Origin of the sequence: Microbispora corallina (assembly GCF_016863035.1) — a bacterium.
GTDB lineage: Bacteria > Actinomycetota > Actinomycetes > Streptosporangiales > Streptosporangiaceae > Microbispora > Microbispora corallina.
The window spans coordinates 177,264-198,003 of sequence record NZ_BOOC01000007.1; the positions used below are offsets into that span (position 1 = coordinate 177,264).

The 20,740-nt window shown below is 72.4% G+C and carries 21 protein-coding genes and 1 riboswitch; of the genes, 8 read left to right on the forward strand and 13 right to left on the reverse strand.

Annotated features, from left to right (window positions below; all coding sequences use genetic code 11):
• The first annotated feature begins 5 nt into the window (after positions 1 to 5).
• Positions 6 to 473, forward strand: a complete 468-nt coding sequence (locus Mco01_RS11780) for a ribose-5-phosphate isomerase (RefSeq protein WP_204056921.1) — start codon at positions 6 to 8, stop codon at positions 471 to 473.
• Between the two features lie 124 nt (positions 474 to 597).
• On the opposite strand, the gene Mco01_RS11785 is transcribed toward Mco01_RS11780, so the two are convergent.
• Together Mco01_RS11785 and Mco01_RS11790 are read right to left on the reverse strand one after the other, a co-directional pair.
• Positions 598 to 777: a hypothetical protein gene (locus tag Mco01_RS11785; protein ID WP_204056922.1), complete on the reverse strand. Its 180-nt coding sequence runs from the start codon at positions 775 to 777 to the stop codon at positions 598 to 600.
• A 68-nt stretch (positions 778 to 845) separates the two neighbouring features.
• On the reverse strand, positions 846 to 2,075 hold the full coding sequence (locus Mco01_RS11790; RefSeq protein WP_204056923.1) for a GNAT family N-acetyltransferase: 1,230 nt from the start codon (positions 2,073 to 2,075) through the stop codon (positions 846 to 848).
• A gap of 118 nt (positions 2,076 to 2,193) precedes the next feature.
• Here Mco01_RS11790 and Mco01_RS11795 point away from each other — a divergent pair, with 118 nt between their 5' ends.
• Together Mco01_RS11795 and lanKC are read left to right on the forward strand one after the other, a co-directional pair.
• Positions 2,194 to 3,306, forward strand: a complete 1,113-nt coding sequence (locus Mco01_RS11795) for a PP2C family protein-serine/threonine phosphatase (protein ID WP_204056924.1) — start codon at positions 2,194 to 2,196, stop codon at positions 3,304 to 3,306.
• A gap of 177 nt (positions 3,307 to 3,483) precedes the next feature.
• Entirely contained in the window at positions 3,484 to 5,988 is a 2,505-nt protein-coding gene (lanKC, locus tag Mco01_RS11800; protein WP_239103533.1) for a class III lanthionine synthetase LanKC, read from the forward strand.
• A gap of 8 nt (positions 5,989 to 5,996) precedes the next feature.
• Here lanKC and Mco01_RS11805 read toward each other — a convergent pair whose 3' ends face one another.
• Positions 5,997 to 6,602 carry a response regulator transcription factor gene (locus Mco01_RS11805; protein WP_204056926.1) on the reverse strand — a complete coding sequence of 202 codons (606 nt, stop codon included), beginning with the start codon at positions 6,600 to 6,602 and terminating at the stop codon, positions 5,997 to 5,999.
• A gap of 190 nt (positions 6,603 to 6,792) precedes the next feature.
• Here Mco01_RS11805 and Mco01_RS11810 point away from each other — a divergent pair, with 190 nt between their 5' ends.
• Positions 6,793 to 8,097 (forward strand): M50 family metallopeptidase, encoded by a 1,305-nt coding sequence (locus tag Mco01_RS11810; RefSeq protein WP_204056927.1) that lies wholly within the window; start codon positions 6,793 to 6,795, stop codon positions 8,095 to 8,097.
• A gap of 15 nt (positions 8,098 to 8,112) precedes the next feature.
• On the opposite strand, the gene Mco01_RS11815 is transcribed toward Mco01_RS11810, so the two are convergent.
• Positions 8,113 to 8,622, reverse strand: coding sequence for a DinB family protein (locus tag Mco01_RS11815; protein WP_239103534.1), 510 nt, complete (start codon positions 8,620 to 8,622; stop codon positions 8,113 to 8,115).
• Positions 8,623 to 8,668: 46 nt separating this feature from the next.
• Here Mco01_RS11815 and Mco01_RS11820 point away from each other — a divergent pair, with 46 nt between their 5' ends.
• Positions 8,669 to 9,040, forward strand: a complete 372-nt coding sequence (locus Mco01_RS11820; protein WP_239103535.1) for an MmcQ/YjbR family DNA-binding protein — start codon at positions 8,669 to 8,671, stop codon at positions 9,038 to 9,040.
• Between the two features lie 505 nt (positions 9,041 to 9,545).
• Here the strand turns inward: Mco01_RS11820 and Mco01_RS11825 are convergent.
• The 3 genes from Mco01_RS11825 to Mco01_RS11835 all read right to left on the reverse strand — a co-directional run bounded on the left by Mco01_RS11825 (position 9,546) and on the right by Mco01_RS11835 (position 12,575).
• On the reverse strand, positions 9,546 to 10,472 hold the full coding sequence (locus Mco01_RS11825; protein WP_204056929.1) for a coiled-coil domain-containing protein: 927 nt from the start codon (positions 10,470 to 10,472) through the stop codon (positions 9,546 to 9,548).
• A gap of 34 nt (positions 10,473 to 10,506) precedes the next feature.
• Positions 10,507 to 10,643: riboswitch (cyclic di-AMP (ydaO/yuaA leader) on the reverse strand.
• A 79-nt stretch (positions 10,644 to 10,722) separates the two neighbouring features.
• Positions 10,723 to 11,775, reverse strand: a complete 1,053-nt coding sequence (galT, locus tag Mco01_RS11830) for a galactose-1-phosphate uridylyltransferase (RefSeq protein WP_204056930.1) — start codon at positions 11,773 to 11,775, stop codon at positions 10,723 to 10,725.
• On the reverse strand, positions 11,772 to 12,575 hold the full coding sequence (locus Mco01_RS11835; RefSeq protein ID WP_204056931.1) for a DeoR/GlpR family DNA-binding transcription regulator: 804 nt from the start codon (positions 12,573 to 12,575) through the stop codon (positions 11,772 to 11,774). Before Mco01_RS11835 ends, galT begins: the two co-directional genes overlap by 4 nt.
• A 194-nt stretch (positions 12,576 to 12,769) precedes the next feature.
• On the opposite strand from Mco01_RS11835, the gene Mco01_RS40175 reads away from it, so the two are divergent.
• Positions 12,770 to 12,847 (forward strand): 50S ribosomal protein bL37, encoded by a 78-nt coding sequence (locus tag Mco01_RS40175; protein WP_370027834.1) that lies wholly within the window; start codon positions 12,770 to 12,772, stop codon positions 12,845 to 12,847.
• A 7-nt stretch (positions 12,848 to 12,854) separates the two neighbouring features.
• On the opposite strand, the gene Mco01_RS11840 is transcribed toward Mco01_RS40175, so the two are convergent.
• The 4 genes from Mco01_RS11840 to Mco01_RS11855 form a co-directional block, all read right to left on the reverse strand.
• Positions 12,855 to 13,445, reverse strand: coding sequence for a TIGR03086 family metal-binding protein (locus Mco01_RS11840; protein WP_204056932.1), 591 nt, complete (start codon positions 13,443 to 13,445; stop codon positions 12,855 to 12,857).
• Positions 13,446 to 13,533: 88 nt separating this feature from the next.
• A complete protein-coding gene (locus Mco01_RS11845; RefSeq protein WP_204056933.1) occupies positions 13,534 to 15,267 on the reverse strand; it encodes an ATP-binding SpoIIE family protein phosphatase in 1,734 nt (577 codons plus the stop codon).
• A 171-nt stretch (positions 15,268 to 15,438) separates the two neighbouring features.
• Entirely contained in the window at positions 15,439 to 16,797 is a 1,359-nt protein-coding gene (locus tag Mco01_RS11850) for a TrpB-like pyridoxal phosphate-dependent enzyme (protein ID WP_204056934.1), read from the reverse strand.
• A 100-nt stretch (positions 16,798 to 16,897) separates the two neighbouring features.
• Positions 16,898 to 17,395, reverse strand: a complete 498-nt coding sequence (locus Mco01_RS11855) for a DUF2087 domain-containing protein (RefSeq protein WP_204056935.1) — start codon at positions 17,393 to 17,395, stop codon at positions 16,898 to 16,900.
• A gap of 100 nt (positions 17,396 to 17,495) precedes the next feature.
• Between Mco01_RS11855 and Mco01_RS11860 the strand changes: the two genes are divergently transcribed.
• Complete coding sequence (locus tag Mco01_RS11860; protein WP_204056936.1) at positions 17,496 to 17,879, forward strand: VOC family protein; 384 nt, start codon at positions 17,496 to 17,498, stop codon at positions 17,877 to 17,879.
• 21 nt (positions 17,880 to 17,900) lie between these two features.
• Here the strand turns inward: Mco01_RS11860 and Mco01_RS11865 are convergent, their stop codons facing one another.
• Together Mco01_RS11865 and Mco01_RS11870 are read right to left on the reverse strand one after the other, a co-directional pair.
• Complete coding sequence (locus tag Mco01_RS11865; RefSeq protein ID WP_204056937.1) at positions 17,901 to 18,749, reverse strand: helix-turn-helix transcriptional regulator; 849 nt, start codon at positions 18,747 to 18,749, stop codon at positions 17,901 to 17,903.
• Between the two features lie 51 nt (positions 18,750 to 18,800).
• Positions 18,801 to 19,904, reverse strand: a complete 1,104-nt coding sequence (locus Mco01_RS11870; RefSeq protein WP_204056938.1) for an FAD-dependent monooxygenase — start codon at positions 19,902 to 19,904, stop codon at positions 18,801 to 18,803.
• A gap of 76 nt (positions 19,905 to 19,980) precedes the next feature.
• On the opposite strand from Mco01_RS11870, the gene Mco01_RS11875 reads away from it, so the two are divergent.
• Entirely contained in the window at positions 19,981 to 20,625 is a 645-nt protein-coding gene (locus Mco01_RS11875; protein ID WP_204056939.1) for a TetR/AcrR family transcriptional regulator, read from the forward strand.
• Positions 20,626 to 20,740 lie beyond the last annotated feature (115 nt).

The following is a 20,740-nucleotide window of genomic DNA, read 5'->3' on the forward strand; positions in this document are numbered from 1 at the left end:
GTGGGGTGCGCGTCTACATCGGTGCCGACCATGCCGGCTACGAGCTGAAGAACCACCTGGTCTCCTGGCTGAAGGACCAGGGCCACGACGTGGTGGACTGCGGGCCCTCCGTCTACGACGCGGAGGACGACTACCCCGCGTTCGTGCTGCGGGCCGCCGCGGGCGTGGCCGGGGACCCGGCCTCCCTGGGCGTCGTGATCGGCGGTTCGGGCAACGGCGAGCAGATCGCCGCCAACAAGGTGCGCGGGATCCGCGCCGCCCTCGCCTGGAGCGAGGACACGGCCCGCCTCTCCCGCGAGCACAACGACGCCAACGTCATCGGCGTGGGCGCCCGGATGCACACGGCGGAGGAGGCGACCCGCTTCGTCGAGATCTTCCTGGCGACGCCGTTCTCCGGCGCCGAGCGGCACGCCCGCCGCATCCGGCAGCTGAGCGACTACGAGACGACCGGCGAGCTGCCGCCGCTGCCCTGACGGGCGGGCCGACCAGGCGGCGTCCTCGCGGGACCGCCGCGAGCTGACGTCGCTCTGCGGACCTCTCCCGGGACGCCCGCGACCCGGCGTCGCCGTGCGGACTCCTCGCGGGACCGCCGCCACCTCACGTCGCGGCATCCCGGTTCTCGCGGACGTCGCCGCGCCCCCGGCGGCCCTCCCGCCGGGGCGTCTCGTCGCGCAGCGGCCGCTCGTCGGCCGCCTCCTGCTGTTCGCGCGTGGGCCGCGACACGTCGCGCGCCCGCATCGCGGTGATCGCCGTGATCTGCAAGCTCTGCAGCGCCATGCCTTCGAGACTACGCGATCTCCCGTCCGGCGCCGCGGGTCCGGGAGATCGTACGGCGGGAGGGGCGGTCAGAAGACCATGCCGGTCCACGGCTTCGGGTCCCACGCCATCGCGGCCGACAGCTCCTGCAGCGCGCCCTCGCGGTGCTCCCGCACGAGACCCGCGTCGGCCAGCGCCCGCAGCGGGCGGCCGCCGAGGTAGGCCGCGCCCAGCGCGTCCACGGGCAGCGTGAGGTCGGCCGGGTCGCCGGTCCGCTCGCACAGGCCCTTGGCGGTGGTGAGCCGCCAGCGGCCCGCGTTCCACGGGCACCGCTCGTCCGCCACCTCGATGACGAGGTCGGCCGGGGCGGCGTACGTCCGGGAGGTCAGCGCCCGGTCCACGTCGACGAGGCGGATCCACAGCTCGTCCAGCCATCCCGCGTTCAGGTGGCGCGGCTCGGCCAGCAGGTGGGCGAGCGGGTCGTCCACCGGGCGGTTCCAGGCGTACACGGACGAGCAGAGGTCCCGGTCGAGCACGCTGCGCCAGGCCAGGGCGTACGCCGCGGGGTCCGTGGCGAACAGCTCCTTCAGGAGCACCTCGCCGTCGGGCACGTCGTGGTCGGTCGTGCGGGACTTGACGCGGAAGAGCGCGTAGCCCCGCGGCCCCTCGGCGTCCTCCACGATCATGCAGCGCAGCGGCCCGTTCCCGCCCCGGTCGCGCTCCTCGTCCGCGAGCACCTCGATACGCCAGAGCCTCTCCGACCGCGCGTACATGCCGGGACGCCGCAGGCGGACGGCGTCGAACACCCGGCGGAGCTCGGGCAGCGCTTCGGCCGGCGCGGCCACCCGCAGGCGCAGCGCCGGGTCGGCGGGCGCGTGCGGGACGAAGGCCGACATCCGCGTGGGCACCCGGAAGAACAGGTTGTCGACGGCCCTGCCATACCCGAACCGGCCGTAGATCCCGGCCTCGGTGGCGTACAGCGCGGCCACCGCCTCGCGCCCGCTGTCGTGCAGCTCGCGCAGCTGGTGCGTCATCAGCGCCGACAGCACCCCGCGCCGCCGGTGCGAGGGCAGCACCCCGACCGCGGTGACGCCGGCGACGGGGATCGGGCCGCCCGGGACCGTCATGGTCAGGCTGAGCGCCATGGCGCACCCCACCATCAGGTCGCCGTCGAACGCCGACAGGGAGCGGTCGATCTCCGCGATCTCCCTCCAGCGTTCGGAGACCTCGGGCGGGTAGGAGGCGTTGAAGGCCTCGTAGTCGACGGCCACGAAGGCGGGCCATTCGGCCTCGGTGATGGGGCGAACCGTGACGCTCACCCGAGAAAGGGTAGGAGCGAACCGCCCGGCGGGGCGACCCAATATCCGTGCCCGACGATCAAGGTCTTGGTCAAGCGGGTGCCTTCAGCAGGGATGGGCGGATACAGTCGAGGTCATCATGACTTCCCGCTCGGCGCCGCTGATCCCTCCCCGGTTGCGCGCGCTCCTGGTGCGCGTGCCGCTGCTGGTGCCATTGGTGCGACTCGTCCGGCGGGGCTGGTCGACGGACCGCAATCTCATGATGGCCCTGGTCGTTGTCACCCTGGGGATCGGGGTGCTCGACGCCGAGATCTCGGTGTACTGGTTCTCCCCGTCCCTCCTGATTCCGGTCATGCTGCTCGGCGGCCTCCGGCTGCGGCTGCGCAGCCTGGCCGTGCTGCTCTGCGCGGTGACGGCCTCGCTCATGTACATGGGCCCGATCAGGGGCGTCGTCAGTGTGGGCCCGGGTCTGCTCATCACGATGGCCTTCACAGCGGCGCTCGCGTGGGCCATGTCGCGTACCCGCGGCAAGCTGGGGGTCCAGGGCCTGCGCGGGGACGCGATGCTGCTGGAGCTGCGCGACCGCCTGAAGCGGCAGAGCGAGCTGCCGCCGCTGCCCAAGGACTGGGGCGGCAAGGTCGTGCTCAAGCAGGCCGGCGGCTCGTCGTTCGGCGGCGACTTCGTGGTGTCCCTGCGGGAGGGCGACCTCGTCCAAGTGGCGGTCGTCGACGTCTCAGGCAAGGGCGTCGACGCCGGGACCAGGGCGCTCATGCTCTCGGGCACGTTCGGCGGCCTGCTCGGGTCGGTCGACGACTTCCTGGGCGCCTGCAACACCTACCTCCACCGCCAGCTCGGCGACGAGGGGTTCGTCACGGCCGTCCACCTGAGCCTCGACCTGTCGACCGGGGAGTACACGATCACCTCGGCGGGGCATCCGCCCGTCGTCCGGTTCGACTCCGGGTCGGGCACCTGGCGGGTCTCCACGGCCAAGGGCGTCGTGCTCGGGGTCGTCCCCGACCTGCACTGCGAGACCGACAGCGGCGTGCTCCGCAAGGGAGACGCGCTCATGCTGTTCACCGACGGGCTCATCGAGCAGCCCGGCCGCGACATCGACTCCGGCCTCGACCGGCTGCTGGGGGAGGCCGAGCGGCTGCTGCCGTCCGACTTCCGGGACCGGGCCCGTCAGCTCGTGCAGTCGATGACCTCGGGGCACAACGACGACTGCGCGCTCGTCCTGATCTGGCGCCCCTGACGCCCTCACCGCGCCCGGAAAGCGGTCGCGCCGGCTGATCCGCTGAGCCGTCACATTCTGTAACTGTTCATGTACCATTCGTTGACGAAGGTCGCCCGCCGATGGCCCGTCCCCCGGCCGCGACCGTCGGTACGGCTGTCGCGGCGACGTCCGGAAAAGGGGCGAGAGATCGTGGAGATGCGATACGAGCTTTACTGCCGCGCCGACCCGGTCTTCTACGACGCCCCGCGGGCGGGTGAGGCCGCCGGGCCCGACTTCGAGGCGGCCGGCCGGCCGGTGCCCGCCGGATGGACGCGCACCCGGCAGGGCGACTGGGTCGTCTGCCGCCCGCCCGCCGTTTCCCCGCCCGACCAGGGCTGGAAGATCCACGTCTCCGCCCGCCTGGACGACGCCGCCGAGATCCTGGACCGGACGGCCGCCTACTGCTTCGGCCGGCGCCTCACGTTCAAGTTCCTCCGCTCCCCGGCCGTCCTCCACCTCCGCGACGGCAAGTACGCCGACCCGGCCGCGAGCGGGAAGTTCATCGCCGTCTACCCCGGCGACGAGCGCGAGCTGGAGGCCGTGATCGGCGGCCTGACGGAGGCCCTCGACGGGCTGCGCGGCCCCGACGTGCTCAGCGACCTGCGGTGCGGCCCGGCGCCCGTCCACGTGCGCTTCGGCGCCATCGCCGAACGCCAGTGCCCGTCGCCCGACGGCCGCCCGGTGCCGGCCCTCCGCGACCCCGACGGCGTCCTAGTGCCCGACGTTCGGGCCGCCTCCTTCACCCCGCCGCCCTGGGTGCCCCTGCCCGGCTTCCTGCGCCCGTACGCCGAGGAGGCGGAGCGGGCGGCCGCGGTCCTGCCGTACGTGCCGGAGGCCGTGCTGCACCTGACCAACGGCGGCGGCGTCCACCTGGCCAGGGACCCGCGGACGGGGGAGCAGGTGGTGCTCAAGGAGGCCCGCGCCCACGCCGGGCTCGACGCCCTCGGCGCGGACGCGACGGCCCGGCTGGAGCGCGAGCGCGCCGCCCTCGAACGGCTCGCGGGGCTGGGCGTGGCCCCGGCGCTCAGGGACGACGTCACGGCCGGCCGCCGGCGCGTCCTCGTGCTGGAGCGGGTGGCGGGCGAGCCGCTCGACCGCGCGTTCGCGGCCCGCTACCCGCTGGGCGGCGCCCGGCCCGGCGACCTCGCCGCGTACGTCGACTGGGTCACCGGGATCTGCGCCGCGGTCGAGGACGCGGTCACGGTGATCCACGAGAACGGCCTGGTCCACGGCGGCCTCACGCCCGGCGACGTCATCGTCCGGCCCGACGGCGGGGTCACGCTCGTCGACTTCGAGCGGGCCGCGCCTGTGGGCGAGGCGGCCGACGTCGAGCCCCCGCTCGGCCTGCGTCCGGGGCTGAGCGGCCTCGACGCCGACCGGCACGCGCTGGCCTGCCTGCGCCTCGCCCTGTTCCTCCCGCTCACCGAGCTGTTCGCGCTCGACGCGGGCAAGGCGGCGGAGCTGGCCGACGTGATCCGCAGGCTCTTCCCGGTCCCGGAGGCGTTCGTGCGGCCCGCCGCCCGGGTGGCCGGGCGCGGCCCGCGCCGCAAGGCCCCCGAGACCACCGGCTGGCGGCAGATGCGGGCCTCGATGGCGGACGCCGTCCTCGCCTCCGCCACCCCCGGCCGTGACGACCGGCTCTTCCCCGGCGACCCGGCCCAGTTCGCCCGCCCCGGCGCCGGGCTCGGCCTCGCCCACGGCGCCGCCGGTGTGCTGTACGCGCTGCACGCCACGGGCGCGGAGGTCCGCCCCGAGCACGAGCGGTGGCTGGTGGAGCGGGCCCTGCGGGCCGGCGGCGACGTCCCGCCCGGCTTCTTCGACGGCCTGCACGGCGTGGCCCACACCCTCGCCCGCCTCGGGCACCGGGAGGACGCCCTGGAGGTCGTGGAGACCGTCGCCGCGCGGCCCTGGCGCGACCTCGGCCCCGGCCTGTACGGCGGGCTCTCGGGCATCGGGCTCAACCAGATCTGCCTCGGCGCACTGGACGACGCGCTGGAGACGGCCGACCTGGTGGCCGCGCGGCCGCCCAGGCCCGGCGCTCCCGCGGGGCTCATGCACGGCCCGTCGGGGGCGGCGCTGCTGTTCCTCCGGCTGTTCGAGAAGACGGGCGACGCCCGGTGGCTCGACGAGGCGGAGCGGGCGATCCGCGACGACCTGCGCCGCTGCGTCCGCCAGGCCGACGGGTCGCTCCAGGTGAACGAGGGCTGGCGGACCTCGCCGTACCTCGGCGGCGGCGCCGTGGGGATCGCGTGGGTGCTCGGCGACCTGCTGCACTACCGGCCCGACCCGGACCTCGCCGCCGCGCGGGCGCGGCTCGACCTGGCCGCCCGGGCGCCCTTCTACCTCCAGCCCGGGCTGTTCGCCGGACGGGCCGGGATCATCGCGTACCTGTGCAGAGACCGGGCCGGCGGCTGGGGCAGGGAGGACCCGGAGGCGGCCCGGCAGCTCGCGGCCCTGTCCTGGCACGCCGTCGGCCACGAGGGCCACCTCGCGTTCCCCGGGGAGCGGCTGCTGCGCCTCTCGATGGACCTGGCGACCGGGACGGCCGGCGTGCTGCTGGCCGCGGGGGCGGCGCTGCACGGCGAGCCGGCCGGGCTGCCGTTCCTCGGCGGGGCGATGCCCGCCCACCCGCTGCGCAGGCCCTCCACGACGGTGGCCTGACCGGGCTCTCAGATCCAGCCGGAGTCGGTGGCGATGCGGACGGCGTCGACGCGGTTGCGGGCGCCGGTCTTGTACAGCACCCGGGTCAGGTGGTTGCGGACGGTGCCGACCGACAGCGACAGCTCCGCCGCGATCTCCTTCGAGCGGGCGCCGGCCGCGGCGAGCCTGAGCACGTCGAGCTCGCGCCGCGTCAGGGGGTTGTCGGCGGCCTCCAGCGCCGCGACCGCGAGGTCGGAGTCGACCACCCTGCGGCCGCTCGTGATGCGCCGGATGCCGTCGGCGAGCTGTTCGGGACCGACCTGGATGCTCATGTAACCGAGCACGCCGGCGGCGAAGGCCCGCTTCACGTGCCCCGGGTTCGGCTGGCCGGACAGCACCATCACCCGGCAGCGGGGGACCTTCTCGCCGAGCCGGGCGGCGGCGCTCAGGCCGTCCACGCCGGGCAGGTCCGTGTCGATCACGGCGGCGTCGGGCCGGACGTCGAGGGCGGCGGGCACGATGTCCTCACCCGAGCCGACGTCGGCCACCACCTCCAGGTCGCTCTCGCCGTCGAGCGACGCCACCAGGCCGCGCCGAACCAGCGGAAGGTGTGCGGCCACCAGGATCCGGATCAAGATTCTCCCCTCGGGGCGGTCCATCAAAGGGTGATCGACTGGATGCGCAGTGTCAACGAAGTGTCCTGTTTCGGTCACGGCCGCGCAACCCGAACCGGCTTCGGGACCGGCCCCCCGCGGGTATGGTGGGCTACTCTCGAAAGGTGCGAGGTCTTTCGAGGCACCTTCTCCGTCCCGGGGGTACGCCCTGATGAGCTGGCTCTTCGCAGCCGGGTTCGTTGTCCTGTTCGTCGGCCTGCTGGTCTCCATCGCGCTGCACGAGATCGGGCACCTCGTCCCGGCCAAGCTCTTCAACGTGCGCGTGACGCAGTACATGGTCGGCTTCGGGCCCACGCTGTGGTCGCGCAGGCGCGGTGAGACCGAGTACGGCGTGAAGTGGATCCCGCTCGGCGGCTACATCCGGATGGTGGGGATGCTGCCGCCCCGCCCGTCCGACGACCCCAACACGCTCCGCAGCGTCTCCACCGGCCCCTGGCAGGGCCTCATCGAGAACGCGCGCGCGGTCGCGTCCGAGGAGATCCGGCCGGGCGACGAGATGCGCGTCTTCTACCGGAAGCCGTGGTGGCAGAAGGTCATCATCATGTTCGGCGGCCCGGCGATGAACTTCGTGCTGGCCTTCGTGCTGTTCGCGATCGTGATGATGGGCTTCGGCGTCCAGGTGCTGAAGCCCACGGTGTCCTCGGTGTCCAAGTGCGTCATCCCGGCGGCGGAGGCGGACAGCCGCGACTGCCGGGCCAACGACCCGCTCACCCCCGCCGCCAAGGCCGGCCTGCGGCCCGGCGACCGCATCACCTCCGTGGGCGGCACCTCCGTCTCCAGCTGGGAGGCGGCCACCAAGCTGATCCGCGCCCACGGCGCGGGGACGACCACGCTCGGCGTCGAGCGCGCAGGGCAGGCCCTCACGCTGAACGTCGACCTGATCGCCCAGGACCGGCCGTCGCTCGACGACCCGGAGAAGATCGACAAGAACGTCGGTTTCCTCGGCGTCGCGCCCACGGCCGTCGTGGAGCGCCAGGGCCCCGGGTACGTCATCGGCCAGATGTGGGACCTCACCGAGCGGACCGCGGTCTCCATGGTCAACATCCCCAAGAAGATGGTCGGGGTGTGGGACGCCGCGTTCTCCGGTGAGAAGCGCGATCCGAACGGCCCGATCGGCATCGTGGGCGCCGGCCGCATCGGCGGTGAGATCGCGGCCTCGCAGATCTCCCTCGAGAACAAGATCGTCGTCTTCATCAACCTGCTCGCCGGGCTGAACCTCGCCGTCGGCATGTTCAACCTCATCCCGCTGCTGCCGCTCGACGGCGGCCACATCGCGGGCGGCCTGTGGGAGGGCGTCAAGCGCGTCTTCGCCCGCGTGCGCCGCCGGCCGATGCCGGGGTACGTCGACGTGGCGAAGGCCCTCCCGCTCACGTACGTCATGGCGGCCCTGCTGGTCGTCATGGGCGGCCTGCTGATCTACGCGGACCTGGTCAACCCGGTCCGCATCGCGGGCTGACGGTCCGCGGCCGCGCTACTCGCCCGTGACGCCGTCGAGGCGCTCGCGCAGCAGGTCGGCGTGGCCGTTGTGCCGGGCGTACTCCTCGATCATGTGAATGAGGATCCAGCGCAGCGAGCGGCGCTCGCCGTTCCGGCCGCGCGCGGCGAGCACGTCGAGGTCCGGGTGTGCCGCCTCGGCGGCCCGCGCGTGCCCGACCTCCGAACGCCAGGTGGCGAACGCCTCCTCCGCCGAGGCGGTGTCCACGTTGTCGAACTCGCCGTCGACATCGGTGTCGTCGAAGTAGAGGGGCGGCACGTCCTCGCCGTTCAGCCTCCGCCGGAACCAGGTCCGCTCCACGTCGGCGAGGTGGCGGACGAGGCCGAGCAACGAGAGCGTGGACGGCGGCACCGACCGGGTCCGCAACTGCTCCTCGGTCAGGCCCTCGCACTTGTACGCCAGGGTCTCGCGGTGCCAGTCGAGCCAGGCGCGCAGCATCTCGCGCTCGCCGCCCGTGGGGCCGGGGTGGGTCCGTGTGTCAGCCATCCCCGAATCCTGCCCGAACAACTGATCGATGTCATATCGTCGGAGCGTGGACCAGCTGGAACGGCTGCGCGCCCGGTGCCTCGCACTGCCCGAGACGACCGAGCGGCTCAGCCACGGAGAGCCGACCTGGTTCGTCCGGGGGAAGAAGTCGTTCGTGATGTTCGCCGACCATCACCACGACGACCGGCTCGCGTTCTGGTGCGCCGCGCCCCCCGGTGTGCAGCGGGAACTCGTGGAGACCGAGCCGGACCGGTTCTTCCGGCCGCCGTACGTCGGTCATCGGGGGTGGCTCGGCGTCTACCTGGACGTTCCGCTGGACTGGGACGAGATCGGGGAGATCGTCGCGGACGCCTTCCGCCAGGTCGCCCCCAAGACGCTCGCCGCGGGGGTCCCGGCACGACGGGAGGAGACCCGATGACGGCCGCCGGGGTCCTGCTGATCGCGGCGCCGTTGGTCAGGTGGGGCATGGTGGCCGCGATCTCCCTGATCGAGGCGCCGCTCAAGTTCCAGGCTCCCGGCGTCACGCTCGGTGCTCGCCCTTCCCGTGCTCGGGGTGCTGCTCGCCCTCAGGTGACCATGCCCCCGCCGGACGCCACCGTGGTGAGCGCCCTCGCCGGTACGGCGAGAACCTCACGGCCCCCGATGACCCACGGTCGAAGAGTGCCGGACGATCGTGACGTGTTCCTGAGACGGGCGACGCGCTCGCGTCCCACCGCGTAGCGGCAACAAGCCTGGGATGCCGGGATCCATTGGTGTTCATTCAGGGCGCCGATCGTGCGCCACGCACGCGGCTGCCACCTGACCGCCTCTGGCATAGCCAATGGTTCGGCCCGCAGGCCTCGGGCGCGAGGGAGGGGGTGGTCACGCGGGCGCCCGCCGGGGGGAGGCGCGCGCCCGCGTGACCGTGGGGTGGGGCGGATGGCTCAGTACATCGAGATGTGGACGTGGTCGTAGTGGTTGGCCGTGATCCCGCCCCGGTCGGCCATGGGGCGCCACCCCGGCCGGCCCAGGTTGTAGATCCGCTGCTGCCAGATGATGTACATCACGCCGAGCTTCGGGCCGTTCTTGATGGCCCAGGCGGCGATGCTGTCGCCGAGGGCCTTCATATCCGGGGCCGGCATCGTGCCGCCCGAGCTCATCATGAAGTCGCAGGCGCGGCCGAGGGGGTGCTCCCCGCTCGTCTCGGCCCGGTAGCAGCCGACGGGGAAGCGCAGCTGGAAGTGCTGTTCGACCTCCGACCGCATGAACCGCATCCGGGGCGTGATGTTGTCGGCGCCGCTCGGCAACTCCGGCGCCCACGCGCCGCCGGGGCGGCGGCCGGGGGCGATCGGGATGAGCTTGTCGAGCTTGTCCTTGATCTCGTCGATCAGCCGCTCCGCGTCCGACCGCTGCTCCGCGACGTCCGCCGACTGCGTCTTGAGCTGCGCGGTCAGCGCCTTCGCGGCGTCGGCCGCCCGCTGCCGCTCGGTCCGAACCTGGTCGAACTGGGTCATCCGGGCGGCCTGCTCCTCCTGGAGCTGGTACGCCACGGTCGAGCCGTTCAGGTCGACCAGCGGCACGGGGCTGCCGGCGATCGCGCTGTCGGTCTGGTAACGCAAACCGGCCATGTCACGCAGCGCCTGCTGCGCCGCGTCGTAGTCGGACTGGGCGGCCCCCAGCCGGTCGCGGGCGGCCTTCTCCGACACCTTCGCCTTGGCGAGCGCCACGCGCTTGGCGTTGTAGTCGGCGATCAGGCCGTCGACCTTCTTCTCCAGCGCGGCGAGCTGTTTCCTGAGGCCGCTCTCCGTCGGCTTGGGGTCGGCGTTTCCCGCGGTGGCCGTGCCGAACACGAGCACGACGGTGGCGAGCACGCCCGCGGCCAGGGGGAATGCGCGGGGCAGAGCCCACTCCTCTCCATCTCGCCGACCGGGTTAGCTGACGGGTGCGGGCGGGAGCAGCCCGGGCGCGAGGCCTTAACCCCAGGGTCGTGTGTGGGTCCCCGGCTCCCGGGCGAGGCGCCCGGGATTAGGCGATCCGGCTGTGGCTGCCGGTGCGATGGATACTAGTGGGAAGGAAACGGTCAGTGCCAGCCCAAGTCGCAATCAATCGGAGATCAAGCCGTTACCGCGACTCGCGCAGCATCCGGGCGGCCTCCTCGGGCAGCACGTCGTTCACGAAGGCCCCCATCGCGGACTCCGACCCGGCCAGGTACTTCAGCTTGTTCGGCGCCCGGCGGATGCTGAACAGCTGCAGGTGGAGGTGGGCCAGGTCGCGCCGGTACGTCACGGGCGCCTGGTGCCAGGCCGCGATGTACGGCATGGACACGCCGAACAGCCCGTCGAGCCGCCGCAGCACGTCGGTGTAGAGCGGCCCGAACGAGGCCCGCTCCTCCGAGGACAGCGCCGGGATGTCGGGCACCCGGCGGTGCGGGTAGACGTGCACCTCGAACGGGTAGCGGGCGGCGGCCGGCACGAACGCCGTCCAGTGCTCGTTCGACCCGACGACCCGCGGGCCGCGCCGCTCGGCGGCCAGCACGTCGGCGAACAGGTTGCCGCCCCGGTGGCGGGCGGCGGCGTCCAGCATCTGCCGCGTCCGGGGGGTGACGTACGGGTACGCGTAGATCTGGCCGTGGGGGTGGGGCAGCGTGATGCCGATCTCCTCGCCCCGGTTCTCGAAGCAGAAGACCTGCTCGACGCCCGGCAGCGCGGACAGCTCCGCGGTCCGGTCGGCCCACGCCTCCATCACCAGCTCGACCTGCTCGTCCGAGAGGGAGGAGAACGACGCGTCGTGGTCGGAGGTGAAGCAGACCACCTCGCAGCGGCCGATCCCGGGACGCACCTCGCTGAGGCCGCCCACCTGCTCGTACTCGCCGACGTTGAAGCTGAAGGACGGGAAGCGGTTCTCGAACACCGCCACGTCGTACGGCGAGGGGATCTCCGAGCCCGGATGGGCCGGGCAGAGCGGGCACTCGTCGGCGGAGGGCAGGTGGGTGCGGGTCTGCCGGTGCCGGGCGACCGCGACCCACTCGTCCATCAGCGGGTCGTACCGCAGCTCCGACGCGTACGGCCGCGGGGGCAGGTCGCGGGTGTCGACGGCGCTGTGGTCGGCGTCGTCGCGGAGGTCGAAGTAGATCAGCTCGCGCCCGTCGGCGAGGTGGGTGATGGTGCGCTTCACTGCGCGGCCTCCAGCGCGGCGTCGGCGGACGGGGCGACGACGACCAGGTCGCCGACGTGCTCGGCGAGCTCGGCCCGCGCCTCCTCGGGCAGGCCGGCGTCGCTGATCACCACGTGGGCCTCCTCGAGGGCGGCGATCGTGCTGATGCCGATCGTGCCCCACTTGGTGTGGTCGGCCAGCACGACGAGCTGCTGGGCGGCGGCGACGAACTCCCGGTTGGTCTCGGCCTCCAGCAGGTTGGGGGTGGTGAAGCCCGCCCTGGTGCTCATGCCGTGGACGCCCAGCATCAGCGTGTCGACGTTCAGCGACCGCACGGCGGCCACGGCCACGGGACCCACCAGCGCGTCGGACGGCGTCCGCACACCGCCGACGAGCACGACCGTCTGGTCCGGCCGTCCGCCGCGGTGGAACACGTCCGCCACCTGCACAGAGTTGGTGATGACGGTCAGCTCGGCCACGTCGACCAGGTGGTGGGCGAGCGTCCACGTCGTGGTGCCCGCCGACAGGGCGACCGAGCTCCCGGGCCGCACGAGCTGGGCCGCGCGCCGGGCGATGGCCTCCTTCTCGGCCTGCTGGCGCACCGACTTGGCCGCGAACCCGGGCTCCTCGGTGGAGCCCGTCCCGGTCACCGTCGCGCCGCCGTGGACCTTCTCCACCAGGCCCCGCTCCGCCAGCACCTCCAGGTCCCGGCGTATGGTCATGTCTGAGACGCCGAGATCGCGCACGAGCTCCGCGACGCGCACTCCACCGGTCCGGCGGACCCTCTCGAGGATCGCCTGCTGCCGTTGCTGGGCCAGCATCCACCCACTCCTTATCAACAAGTTTCAACAAATTATGTCATAAGCTGCGAGTGGTCATGTTGAGACATGGTGAAGGGATGCGCACCACGATCTGTACAGGCGGTGCGCAATGGTTCGTCCTTCTCCCTTGTACGGCATGGACCCTCAGGAGGACAGTGGGCGAAAGCCGTACTCCACCGGAAGGACGGTCGGCCATGGGGAAGCGCGCGCGCAAGTCGAAGGCCCGCAAGAAGAAGAAGGCCAACCACGGCAAGCGGCCCACGGGGCGTTAGCGGCCCGTCAGGGCGTTCTGCCCCAGGCGACGAGCAGGCGCGTCTGCTCGTCGGCGTCCTCCGGAAGTGCCTGCTCGGCGTCCTCCGGGAGCCCCTGCTCGTCGCCCATCACCCCGGCCAGGCGGTAGCCCTCCCGCGCCTGCGCGAACCATTCGGCGCACTTCGCCACCAGATCGGGCTCCAGCCGCTCCGGGCCGCCGATCGCACGTGCCAGGTCCCAGGTGTGGATCAGCGCGTCGGCGAACAACTCGGTGATGTACTCCTCCCCCGTCACGTCGCCGAACGACAGGTGGGTCGCGGCGGTCAGCGCCCCCTCGGCGTACACCGCCTGGACGGCGCCCTGGGCCGAGACCTCGAACGCCTTGACCGGGTCGGCCCCGAGCACGTCGCCCTCGAAGGTCTCGCCCATCTCCGCCATCCTCCGGCCGGCCAGCAGCTCCGGGGCCCACAGGTTCTCCGTGACGAGGTGGTTCACGAGCCCGCGGACGTCCCAGTCCACGCAGGGTGTCGGCAGCTCCCACTGGTCGTCCCGTACGAGGTGGAGCCGGTTACCGAAGCCGTCGAGCGCCCGACGGTACGCATCACGGATGTCGATCATTTCCCCTCCTCGCAAAGGAGTTCCCCCTTCGACCGTATCTCTTCCGATGATCTGGTCATACATGGTCATCCAGGGGGACGTCAGGGGGTCAGGGCAGATGCTGCTCCACCCAGACGATCTTTCCGTACGCCGTGGGGCGGGTGCCCCAGCGGTAGGCGAACCGCTTGATGAGCTGGAGCCCGCGGCCGGTGTCCTCGTCGGCCGTGGCCCACCGGGGGGCCGGGGTGGCCGGCGAGCCGTCGGCGACCTCGCACACCAGCGTCCGCCCGCGCAGCAGCCGCAGCTCGATCGGCGGCCAGCCGTGCTTGAGCGCGTTGGTGACCAGCTCGCTCACGATGAGCTGGGTGCTGTCGGCGAGCGCGCCCAGGCCCCAACTGCCGAGCGTGGAACGGACGAACCTCCGGGCGTGCGCCACGAAGCGGGGGTCGGCCGGCAGCGGGCACGACGCGATCTCGTCCGGGTCGAGCTCCCGCACCCGGGCCACCAGCAGCGCGATGTCGTCACGCTCGTGGCCCGACCGCTGGCCGCTGATGATCACGTCGCACATGTCCTCCAGGTCCTCGACGCGGCCGGCCAGCAGGCGGCGCAGCGCCATGATCCCGGAGTCGAGGTCCCGCTCGCGGCTCTCCACCAGGCCGTCGGTGTACAGGGCCAGCACGCTGCCGGCCGGGAGGATCATCTCCCGCGACTCCAGCGGCTCGCTGCCGATGCCGAGCGGCAGCCCGGACGGCAGGTCGATGATCTGGGTGGAGCGGTCCGGGTGGAGGAGCACGGGCGGCACGTGCCCGGCCCGCGAGAGCGCGCAGGCGCGGGTCACCGGGTCGTAGACCGCGTAGATGCACGTCGCGATCTGGGTCGGGTCGAGGTCCTGGCTCATCAGGTTGAGCCGGAACAGCACCTCCTCGGGCGGCAGGTCGAGGCTCGCCAGCGTACGTGCCGCCGTCCTGAGTTGGCCCATCGTCGCCGCGGCCCGTGTCCCGTGGCCCATGACGTCCCCCACCACGAGGGCCGTGCGGCAGCCGGGCAGCGGGATCACGTCGTACCAGTCGCCGCCCACGCCCATCAGGTCGCTCGCCGGCAGGTAACGCGAGGCGATGTCCATGCCGAGCGGCTGCGGCAGGTCGGCCGGCAGGAGGCTGCTCTGCAGGGTGAGCGCGGTGCGCCGCTCCCTCGTGTACAGGCGGGCGTTGTCGATGCAGATCGCCGCCCGCGCCGCCAGGTCCTCGGCCACCGTGACGTCGGGCTCCTCGAACGGCTGGGTGCGCGGGCGCCGCACGAACACCGCGCAGCCGAGCACCCGCCCCCGCGCCCGCAGCGGGACCGCGAGGAAGGACGACTCGGTGAGCAACTCGGCCACCGCGTCCTCCCGGTCGACACTCGCCCCGATGACGCGGGCGTTCTCCTTGTCCAGCACCGGGTACATCAGCGGCTTCCCGCTCGCCATGCACTGCGCGTGCGGCATCTCCGCGGGGTAGACCGTCACCTCGTCGATCGGGAACGCGTCGATCCAGGGCTGCGGGCTCTCGTGCGCGATGCCGAGGGCGACCCGGCGGACGAGCGTCGTGCCGTCCACCGGCCGGGAGGAGATCTCGCCGTCGATCACCAGCCGGTCCTGCACCATCACCGCCGCGGCGTCCGCGAAGCGCGGCACGGCCACATCCATAAGCTCCCGGCTGGTCTCCGCCAGGTCGAGCGTGGTGCCGATCCTGCGGGTGGCCTCGTTCAGGAACGCCAGCCGTTCATGCGCGGACGCGGCGCTGCTGCGGCGCCACTCCGCCCGGTGCCCCGGGGCGGGATCCTTGATGACGCAGTTCCGGTTCAACGGTTTCTCCGGCGAGAGCGGATGGTGTCCCCGAATCGTATGAAGGTGATACCTCGCATTTCAGCCGTTTGACAGGAGTGCGTAGAGCGCGCGTTTCGTAGACGTGTGGAATCCGCGTGATGGTGAGGGGCACGTCCTACCCGTCACACAGGGGACGAAACAGACCAGGGGCTACACGCCGGGCAGGTCGGCGAGAGCGGAGTCGATGCGCTCCTGGGGCAGCGCGAAGTCCTCCAGGCGTCCCGCGAGGTGCCGCTCGTACGCCGGCAGGTCGAAGTGGCCGTGGCCGCACAACGCGGTCACGATGACCTTCTCCTCGCCGGACTCCGCGCACCGCTGGGCCTCCGCGATCGTCACCGCCAGGGCGTGGGACGGCTCGGGCGCCGGGAGGATGCCCTCCGTCCTCGCGAAGCGCACCCCCGCCTCGAAGCACGCGCTCTGGCTCACGGCCTCCGCCTCGATCATCCCCAGCTCGTGGATGTGCGACAGCAGCGGCGACATCCCGTGGTAGCGCAGGCCGCCGGCGTGGATGGGGTCGGGCACGAAGCGGTGGCCGAGCGTGTGCATCTTCATCAGCGGCGTGAACCCCGCCGTGTCGCCGAAGTCGTACGCGTACGTCCCGCGCGTGAACGAGGGGCAGGCGGCCGGCTCGACCGCGCGCAGCACGGGGTCCATCCGGCCGGCCAGCCTCTCCCTGAGGAAGGGGAACGCCAGCCCGGCGAAGTTCGACCCGCCGCCCGTGCAGCCGACGACGACGTCGGGCGTCTCGCCCAGGAGGGCGAGCTGCTCCAGGGCCTCCTCGCCGATGACGGTCTGGTGCAGCAGGACGTGGTTGAGCACCGAGCCCAGGGCGTAGCGGGTGTCGTCGGCCGCGCCCGCCGCCTCGACCGCCTCGCTGATCGCGATGCCGAGGGAGCCGGAGCAGCCGGGGTCGTCGGTGAGGATCCGGCACCCCGACGTGGTCACCGCCGACGGGCTGGCGTGCACGGTCGCGCCGTACACCTTCATCAGCGACCTGCGGTACGGCTTCTGGTCGTACGACGCCCGGACCATCCAGATCTCGCAGGCCAGGCCGTACTGGGCACAGGCGAACGCGAGCGCGGAGCCCCACTGGCCGGCACCCGTCTCGGTGGTCAGCCGCCGCACGCCCTCCCGGGCGTTGTAGTACGCCTGAGGGACGGCGGTGTTCGGCTTGTGGGAGCCCGACGGGCTGCCTCCCTCGTACTTGTAGTAGATCCTCGCCGGGGTGCCCAGGCTCTTCTCCAGGCGGCGGGCGCGGATCAGCGGCGTCGGCCGCCACAGGCGGTAGACGTCGAGGACGCTCTCGGGCACCGGGACGAACCGGTCCTCGCTCATCTCCTGCGCGATCAGCTCCATGGGGAACAGCGCGGCGAGGTCGTCGGGGGCCACCGGCTCCAGGGTGGCCGGGTGGAGCGGCGGCGGGGGAGGAGCCGGCAGGTCGGGCAGGATGTTGTACCAGTTCCGGGGGATCCGGGACTCGTCGAGAAGGATCCTCGTCGGCTCGCTCACCGCGCCCTCCACTCCTGGCCGCCCGCCACTTCCAGTCTCCGCGCGGCGGGGCCGTCGGGAAAGGCCCCGTTCTGAGGTATGCGTTTGGGGGCGGCCGGGCTCAGACGGTCCCGCCGGACCGCCAGTAGAAGCCGTTCTCCCGGCTGAGGAACCTCTCGTCCACCAGATGGCGGCGCAGGGCCGCGTGATCGTCGTGAAAGGCCCGCAGGACGACGTCCACGTCCTTCTCCGCGTAGCGGACGCCCGGCTCGAAGAGCCCGGCGATGTAGTCGAGCACCACCAGGCGCTTGCTCCGCTTCGCGGGGATGGAGACCAGCCGCCCGTCGACCAGGAAGGTGTCGAGCAGCGTCGGCCGTTCGGACGGGATCTCCTTGAGCAGCTCCCGGAACCTCTCCGGCCGCGCCCGCCAGCCGCCCTCCTCCCGTACGGCGAGACCGCCGCGGGCCAGCCGGGTCAGCGCCTGCTCGGCCTCCTCGGGCTCCAGGCCGGCGGCCTCGGCGGGCGGCGCGTCCGGCCGCAGGACGAGAGAGGCGAACACGCGGAGCGTGTCCTCCTGGCCGAGCAGCCCGAGGACACGCGACACATCCTTGCCGATCACCCTTGCCACGCTACCGGCGGGCGCAAGCGGTTTGCCGCCGCGAGGTTTGTAACCTCGGAGGAGAAGGGCTCACCGGATCCGACCACATCCTGGAGGTCCCGTGACCGCGCGGCTCGACCACACCATCGTGCACAGCTCCGACCGGTTCGCCTCGGCCCGGTTCCTCACCGCACTCCTCGGCGCGCCCGACCCCGGGTCCTTCGGCCCGTTCGCCACGGTCCCGCTCGCCAATGGCGTGACGGTGGACTTCGCCGACTCCCTCGTCGAGCCCGGCCGCATCGTCATGCAGCATCTGGCGTTCCTGGTCTCGGAGGAGGAGTTCGACGAGATCTACGGCAGGATCAGGGAGGGCGGCATGGACCACTGGGCGGACCCCGCCCACCGGGAGCCCCGGCAGATCAACCACCGCCACCACGGCCGCGGCGTCTACGTCGACGACCCCGACGGCCACTCCATCGAGTTCCTCACCCATCCGTACGAGTGACCTGACCGTACGGTACGTGTGTCAGCGGGACGACGATCCGCCTGACCGGTCCACGAGGGGCGTCATCGCCCTCAGCTCGGCCAGCGCCCTCTCGGAGGGACTGCCCGGCTCCGCCTGAGCCGTGAACAGGCGCTGACCGGGGGCGCCGTCGATGGAGAACGACTCATGCCAGAGTGTCATATCACCGACAAGGGAATGGCGCAGGCGAACGATGTCGCGACGCCTGACACGCACGTCGTGACGGGCCCACATCTGCCGGAAGGCCTCGCTCTCCTCCGAGAGCTCCTTGACCAGGCCGACCAGGGACGGATCTCCGTGGTCCGCCCCCACGGCGGCGCGCATGTGGGCGACCATGGCACGCGCCTCCTCCTCCCAGTCCACCCAGAGGTCCCTCGACGCCGGGTCGAGGAAGTACATCCGCATGACGTTGTCGGTGTGCTCCAGCCCCATGGTGAGACCCGCCCACAGCGAGTTGTGGGCCAGCACGTCCGTCCGGCGGTTCAACACCACGGAGAGGACGTCGTCCCACCGGTTCATCAGCCGCAGCACCTGCGGACTGACCCGGTCGTCGCCGCCGTCGACCCCGGATGCGCGCGCCCGGGGTCGGGCGAGCTCGTGGAGATGATCGGCCGCGTCGGTGTCGAGGCGGAGCGCGCGGGCCAGGGCGTCGAGCACCTGATCGGACGGGCGGCGTTCCCTGCCCTGCTCCAGCCGCGTGTAGTAGTCCACGCTGACGCCGGTCAGGACCGCCACCTCGTCACGGCGCAGTCCCGGTGTCCGGCGTTGCTGGACGCCATGCGGCAAGCCCACCTCGGCCGGGGAGATGATCTGTCGCCGGGCGCGGAGGAAGTCGCCGAGAGGGTTCTGCATGCTCGACAGGGTAAGAATTCGCAGGTAAAGGGGCAAAAGACGGCCCCTTGGTCAGGCGGCGCGGGCGCGCGAGACGACCGACAGCAGGCGCGTGCCGGCGTTCCGGGCGGCGATGCCGTACCTGGTCGCCGGGATGAGCAGCCGAGACGCCGGGGCGACGAAGCGCTGCTTGGGCCCGGTCAGCAGGCGGTGCCGGGCCTCGTAGGCGCGGAAGGCCGCGATGTGATCGTCCCGGTGCGCGGCCAGCGCGTCGGCCAGGGTCGCGGCTCCGGCGATGGCCAGGGTGGACCCGTCACCGAAGAGCGAGACACAGGACGCCGCGTCGCCGAGCAGGGCGATCCGCCCGGTCGACCAGCTCTCGAGACGTACCCGGCTGACGGAGTCGAAGAAGAGGTCGTCCGCCTGCGGAACCTGTTCAAGCAGCTCCGGGATACGCCAGGCGCCGCCGGCGAAGGCGCCGGCGAGCAGCCGCTTGTGCTGGGCCGTGTCACGGTGGTCGAAACCGGGCACGGCGGGACTGCGGAAGAAGAACGCGGCGCCGCCCTGACCGGTGCCGGGGTGCAGGGCGACGGCCCGGCCGGGGGAGTTGTACACGACCACCTCGTGCGGGTCGAGGGCGAGACCGGGCAGGGGCAGGGTGGCCACGTACATGCCCAGATGGTCGGCGTATCGCTCCTCCGGGCCGAAGGCCAGGCGGCGGACCGCCGAGTGCAGCCCGTCGGCGCCGACGACCAGGTCGAAACGGCGGGGTGCGGCGTTCTCGAAGGTGACATCCACGCCGCCGGGGTCCTGCCGCAAGGCGGTGACGGTGTCGTCGTACAGGCACTCGACGGCCACCGTCGAGGACAGGACCCGGGCCAGGTCGGCGCGGGGCAGCTCGATGTCGTCGGACGGCATGCGCATGCCGCCGACCCGCCTGCCGCGGCCGTCGACGAAGGTCAGCCGGGTCACGCGGGTCGCCGCGGCACGCAGCCGGGGCAGGACGCCCATGCGCTCGACGACCTCACGGGCGGGACCGCGCACGTCGACGGGGCTGCCGCTGGACCGCTGGCCGTGGGCGCGCTCCACGACGGTGGGCTCGAACCCGTGGCGGGTGAGCCAGTAGGCGAGGGTGCTTCCGGCGATGCCGGCTCCTGAGATCAGCACGGTCTTCATGCTTCGGACGATAGATGCATTCAGTGCAGTATTGCAATGAGTGCCGTTCGGCATTCCATGCGGTAACATCGGCGGCATGGCTGAGCTCTCCCTGCGCGAACGGAAGCGGCAGCGCACCCGCCAGGCGATCGTCGAGGCCGCGGTGGAGCTGTTCGAGGAGCACGGCTACGAGGGCACGACCGTCGCCGACATCGCCGAGGCGGCCGAGATCGGCACGCGCACCTTCTTCAGCTACTTCGCCAGCAAGGAGGAGGTGCTCTTCCCGGAGAGCGACTCGCGGATCAGGGCCGTCGTCGACGCCATCGCCGCGCGTGGGCCCGAGGACCGGCCTGCCGACGTGCTGCTGCGCGCGCTGCGCACCGTGAACCGTGACAGCGACGACATGGTGAGCAGGGTGGCCGCGCTCCGGATGCGGCTCATCCGGACCGTGCCCGCGATGCGGGGGCGCGGCCTGCAGCTCCAGCTCGACGCGCAGCGGGAGATCGCTCGTCACCTGTGTGCGGCCTATCCCGGCGAGCTGGACGAGGTCGGGGCGGCGGCTCTCGTGGGGGCGTTCGTCGGGGCGGTCACCGGCGCTCTGCAGGTGCTGATGGAGACGGGGGGCGATGATCCCGTGGCCATGAGCCGCCGCTTGCAGGAGGCGACGGACGCCGCCCTGCGCCCCTGGCTGCACGAGCAGGACAAGCCGTACGTACGCTCACGCGAACAAGCGCCGTCGTGACGCCGATGCAGGACGGGGCCGCCGTACGACACCCCGTGGCCGGCTTCGCCGGGGCGGACTCCCTTGGAGCAGCTGGTCGTTCAGGCGGGTCGGGGCGCAGTCACCAGCCACCCGC

Bases quoted from the DNA above. Each gene is read 5' to 3' on its own strand.
- Mco01_RS11870 (WP_204056938.1), bottom strand. From the start codon at position 19,904: ATGAAGACCGTGCTGATCTCAGGAGCCGGCATCGCCGGAAGCACCCTC.
- Mco01_RS11785 (WP_204056922.1), bottom strand. From the start codon at position 777: ATGGCGCTGCAGAGCTTGCAGATCACGGCGATCACCGCGATGCGGGCG.
- Mco01_RS11840 (WP_204056932.1), bottom strand. From the start codon at position 13,445: ATGATCGACATCCGTGATGCGTACCGTCGGGCGCTCGACGGCTTCGGT.
- Mco01_RS11865 (WP_204056937.1), bottom strand. From the start codon at position 18,749: ATGCAGAACCCTCTCGGCGACTTCCTCCGCGCCCGGCGACAGATCATC.
- Mco01_RS11810 (WP_204056927.1), top strand. From the start codon at position 6,793: ATGAGCTGGCTCTTCGCAGCCGGGTTCGTTGTCCTGTTCGTCGGCCTG.
- Mco01_RS11875 (WP_204056939.1), top strand. From the start codon at position 19,981: ATGGCTGAGCTCTCCCTGCGCGAACGGAAGCGGCAGCGCACCCGCCAG.
- Mco01_RS11835 (WP_204056931.1), bottom strand. From the start codon at position 12,575: ATGCTGGCCCAGCAACGGCAGCAGGCGATCCTCGAGAGGGTCCGCCGG.
- Mco01_RS11795 (WP_204056924.1), top strand. From the start codon at position 2,194: ATGACTTCCCGCTCGGCGCCGCTGATCCCTCCCCGGTTGCGCGCGCTC.
- lanKC (WP_239103533.1), top strand. From the start codon at position 3,484: ATGCGATACGAGCTTTACTGCCGCGCCGACCCGGTCTTCTACGACGCC.
- Mco01_RS11815 (WP_239103534.1), bottom strand. From the start codon at position 8,622: ATGGCTGACACACGGACCCACCCCGGCCCCACGGGCGGCGAGCGCGAG.
- Mco01_RS40175 (WP_370027834.1), top strand. From the start codon at position 12,770: ATGGGGAAGCGCGCGCGCAAGTCGAAGGCCCGCAAGAAGAAGAAGGCC.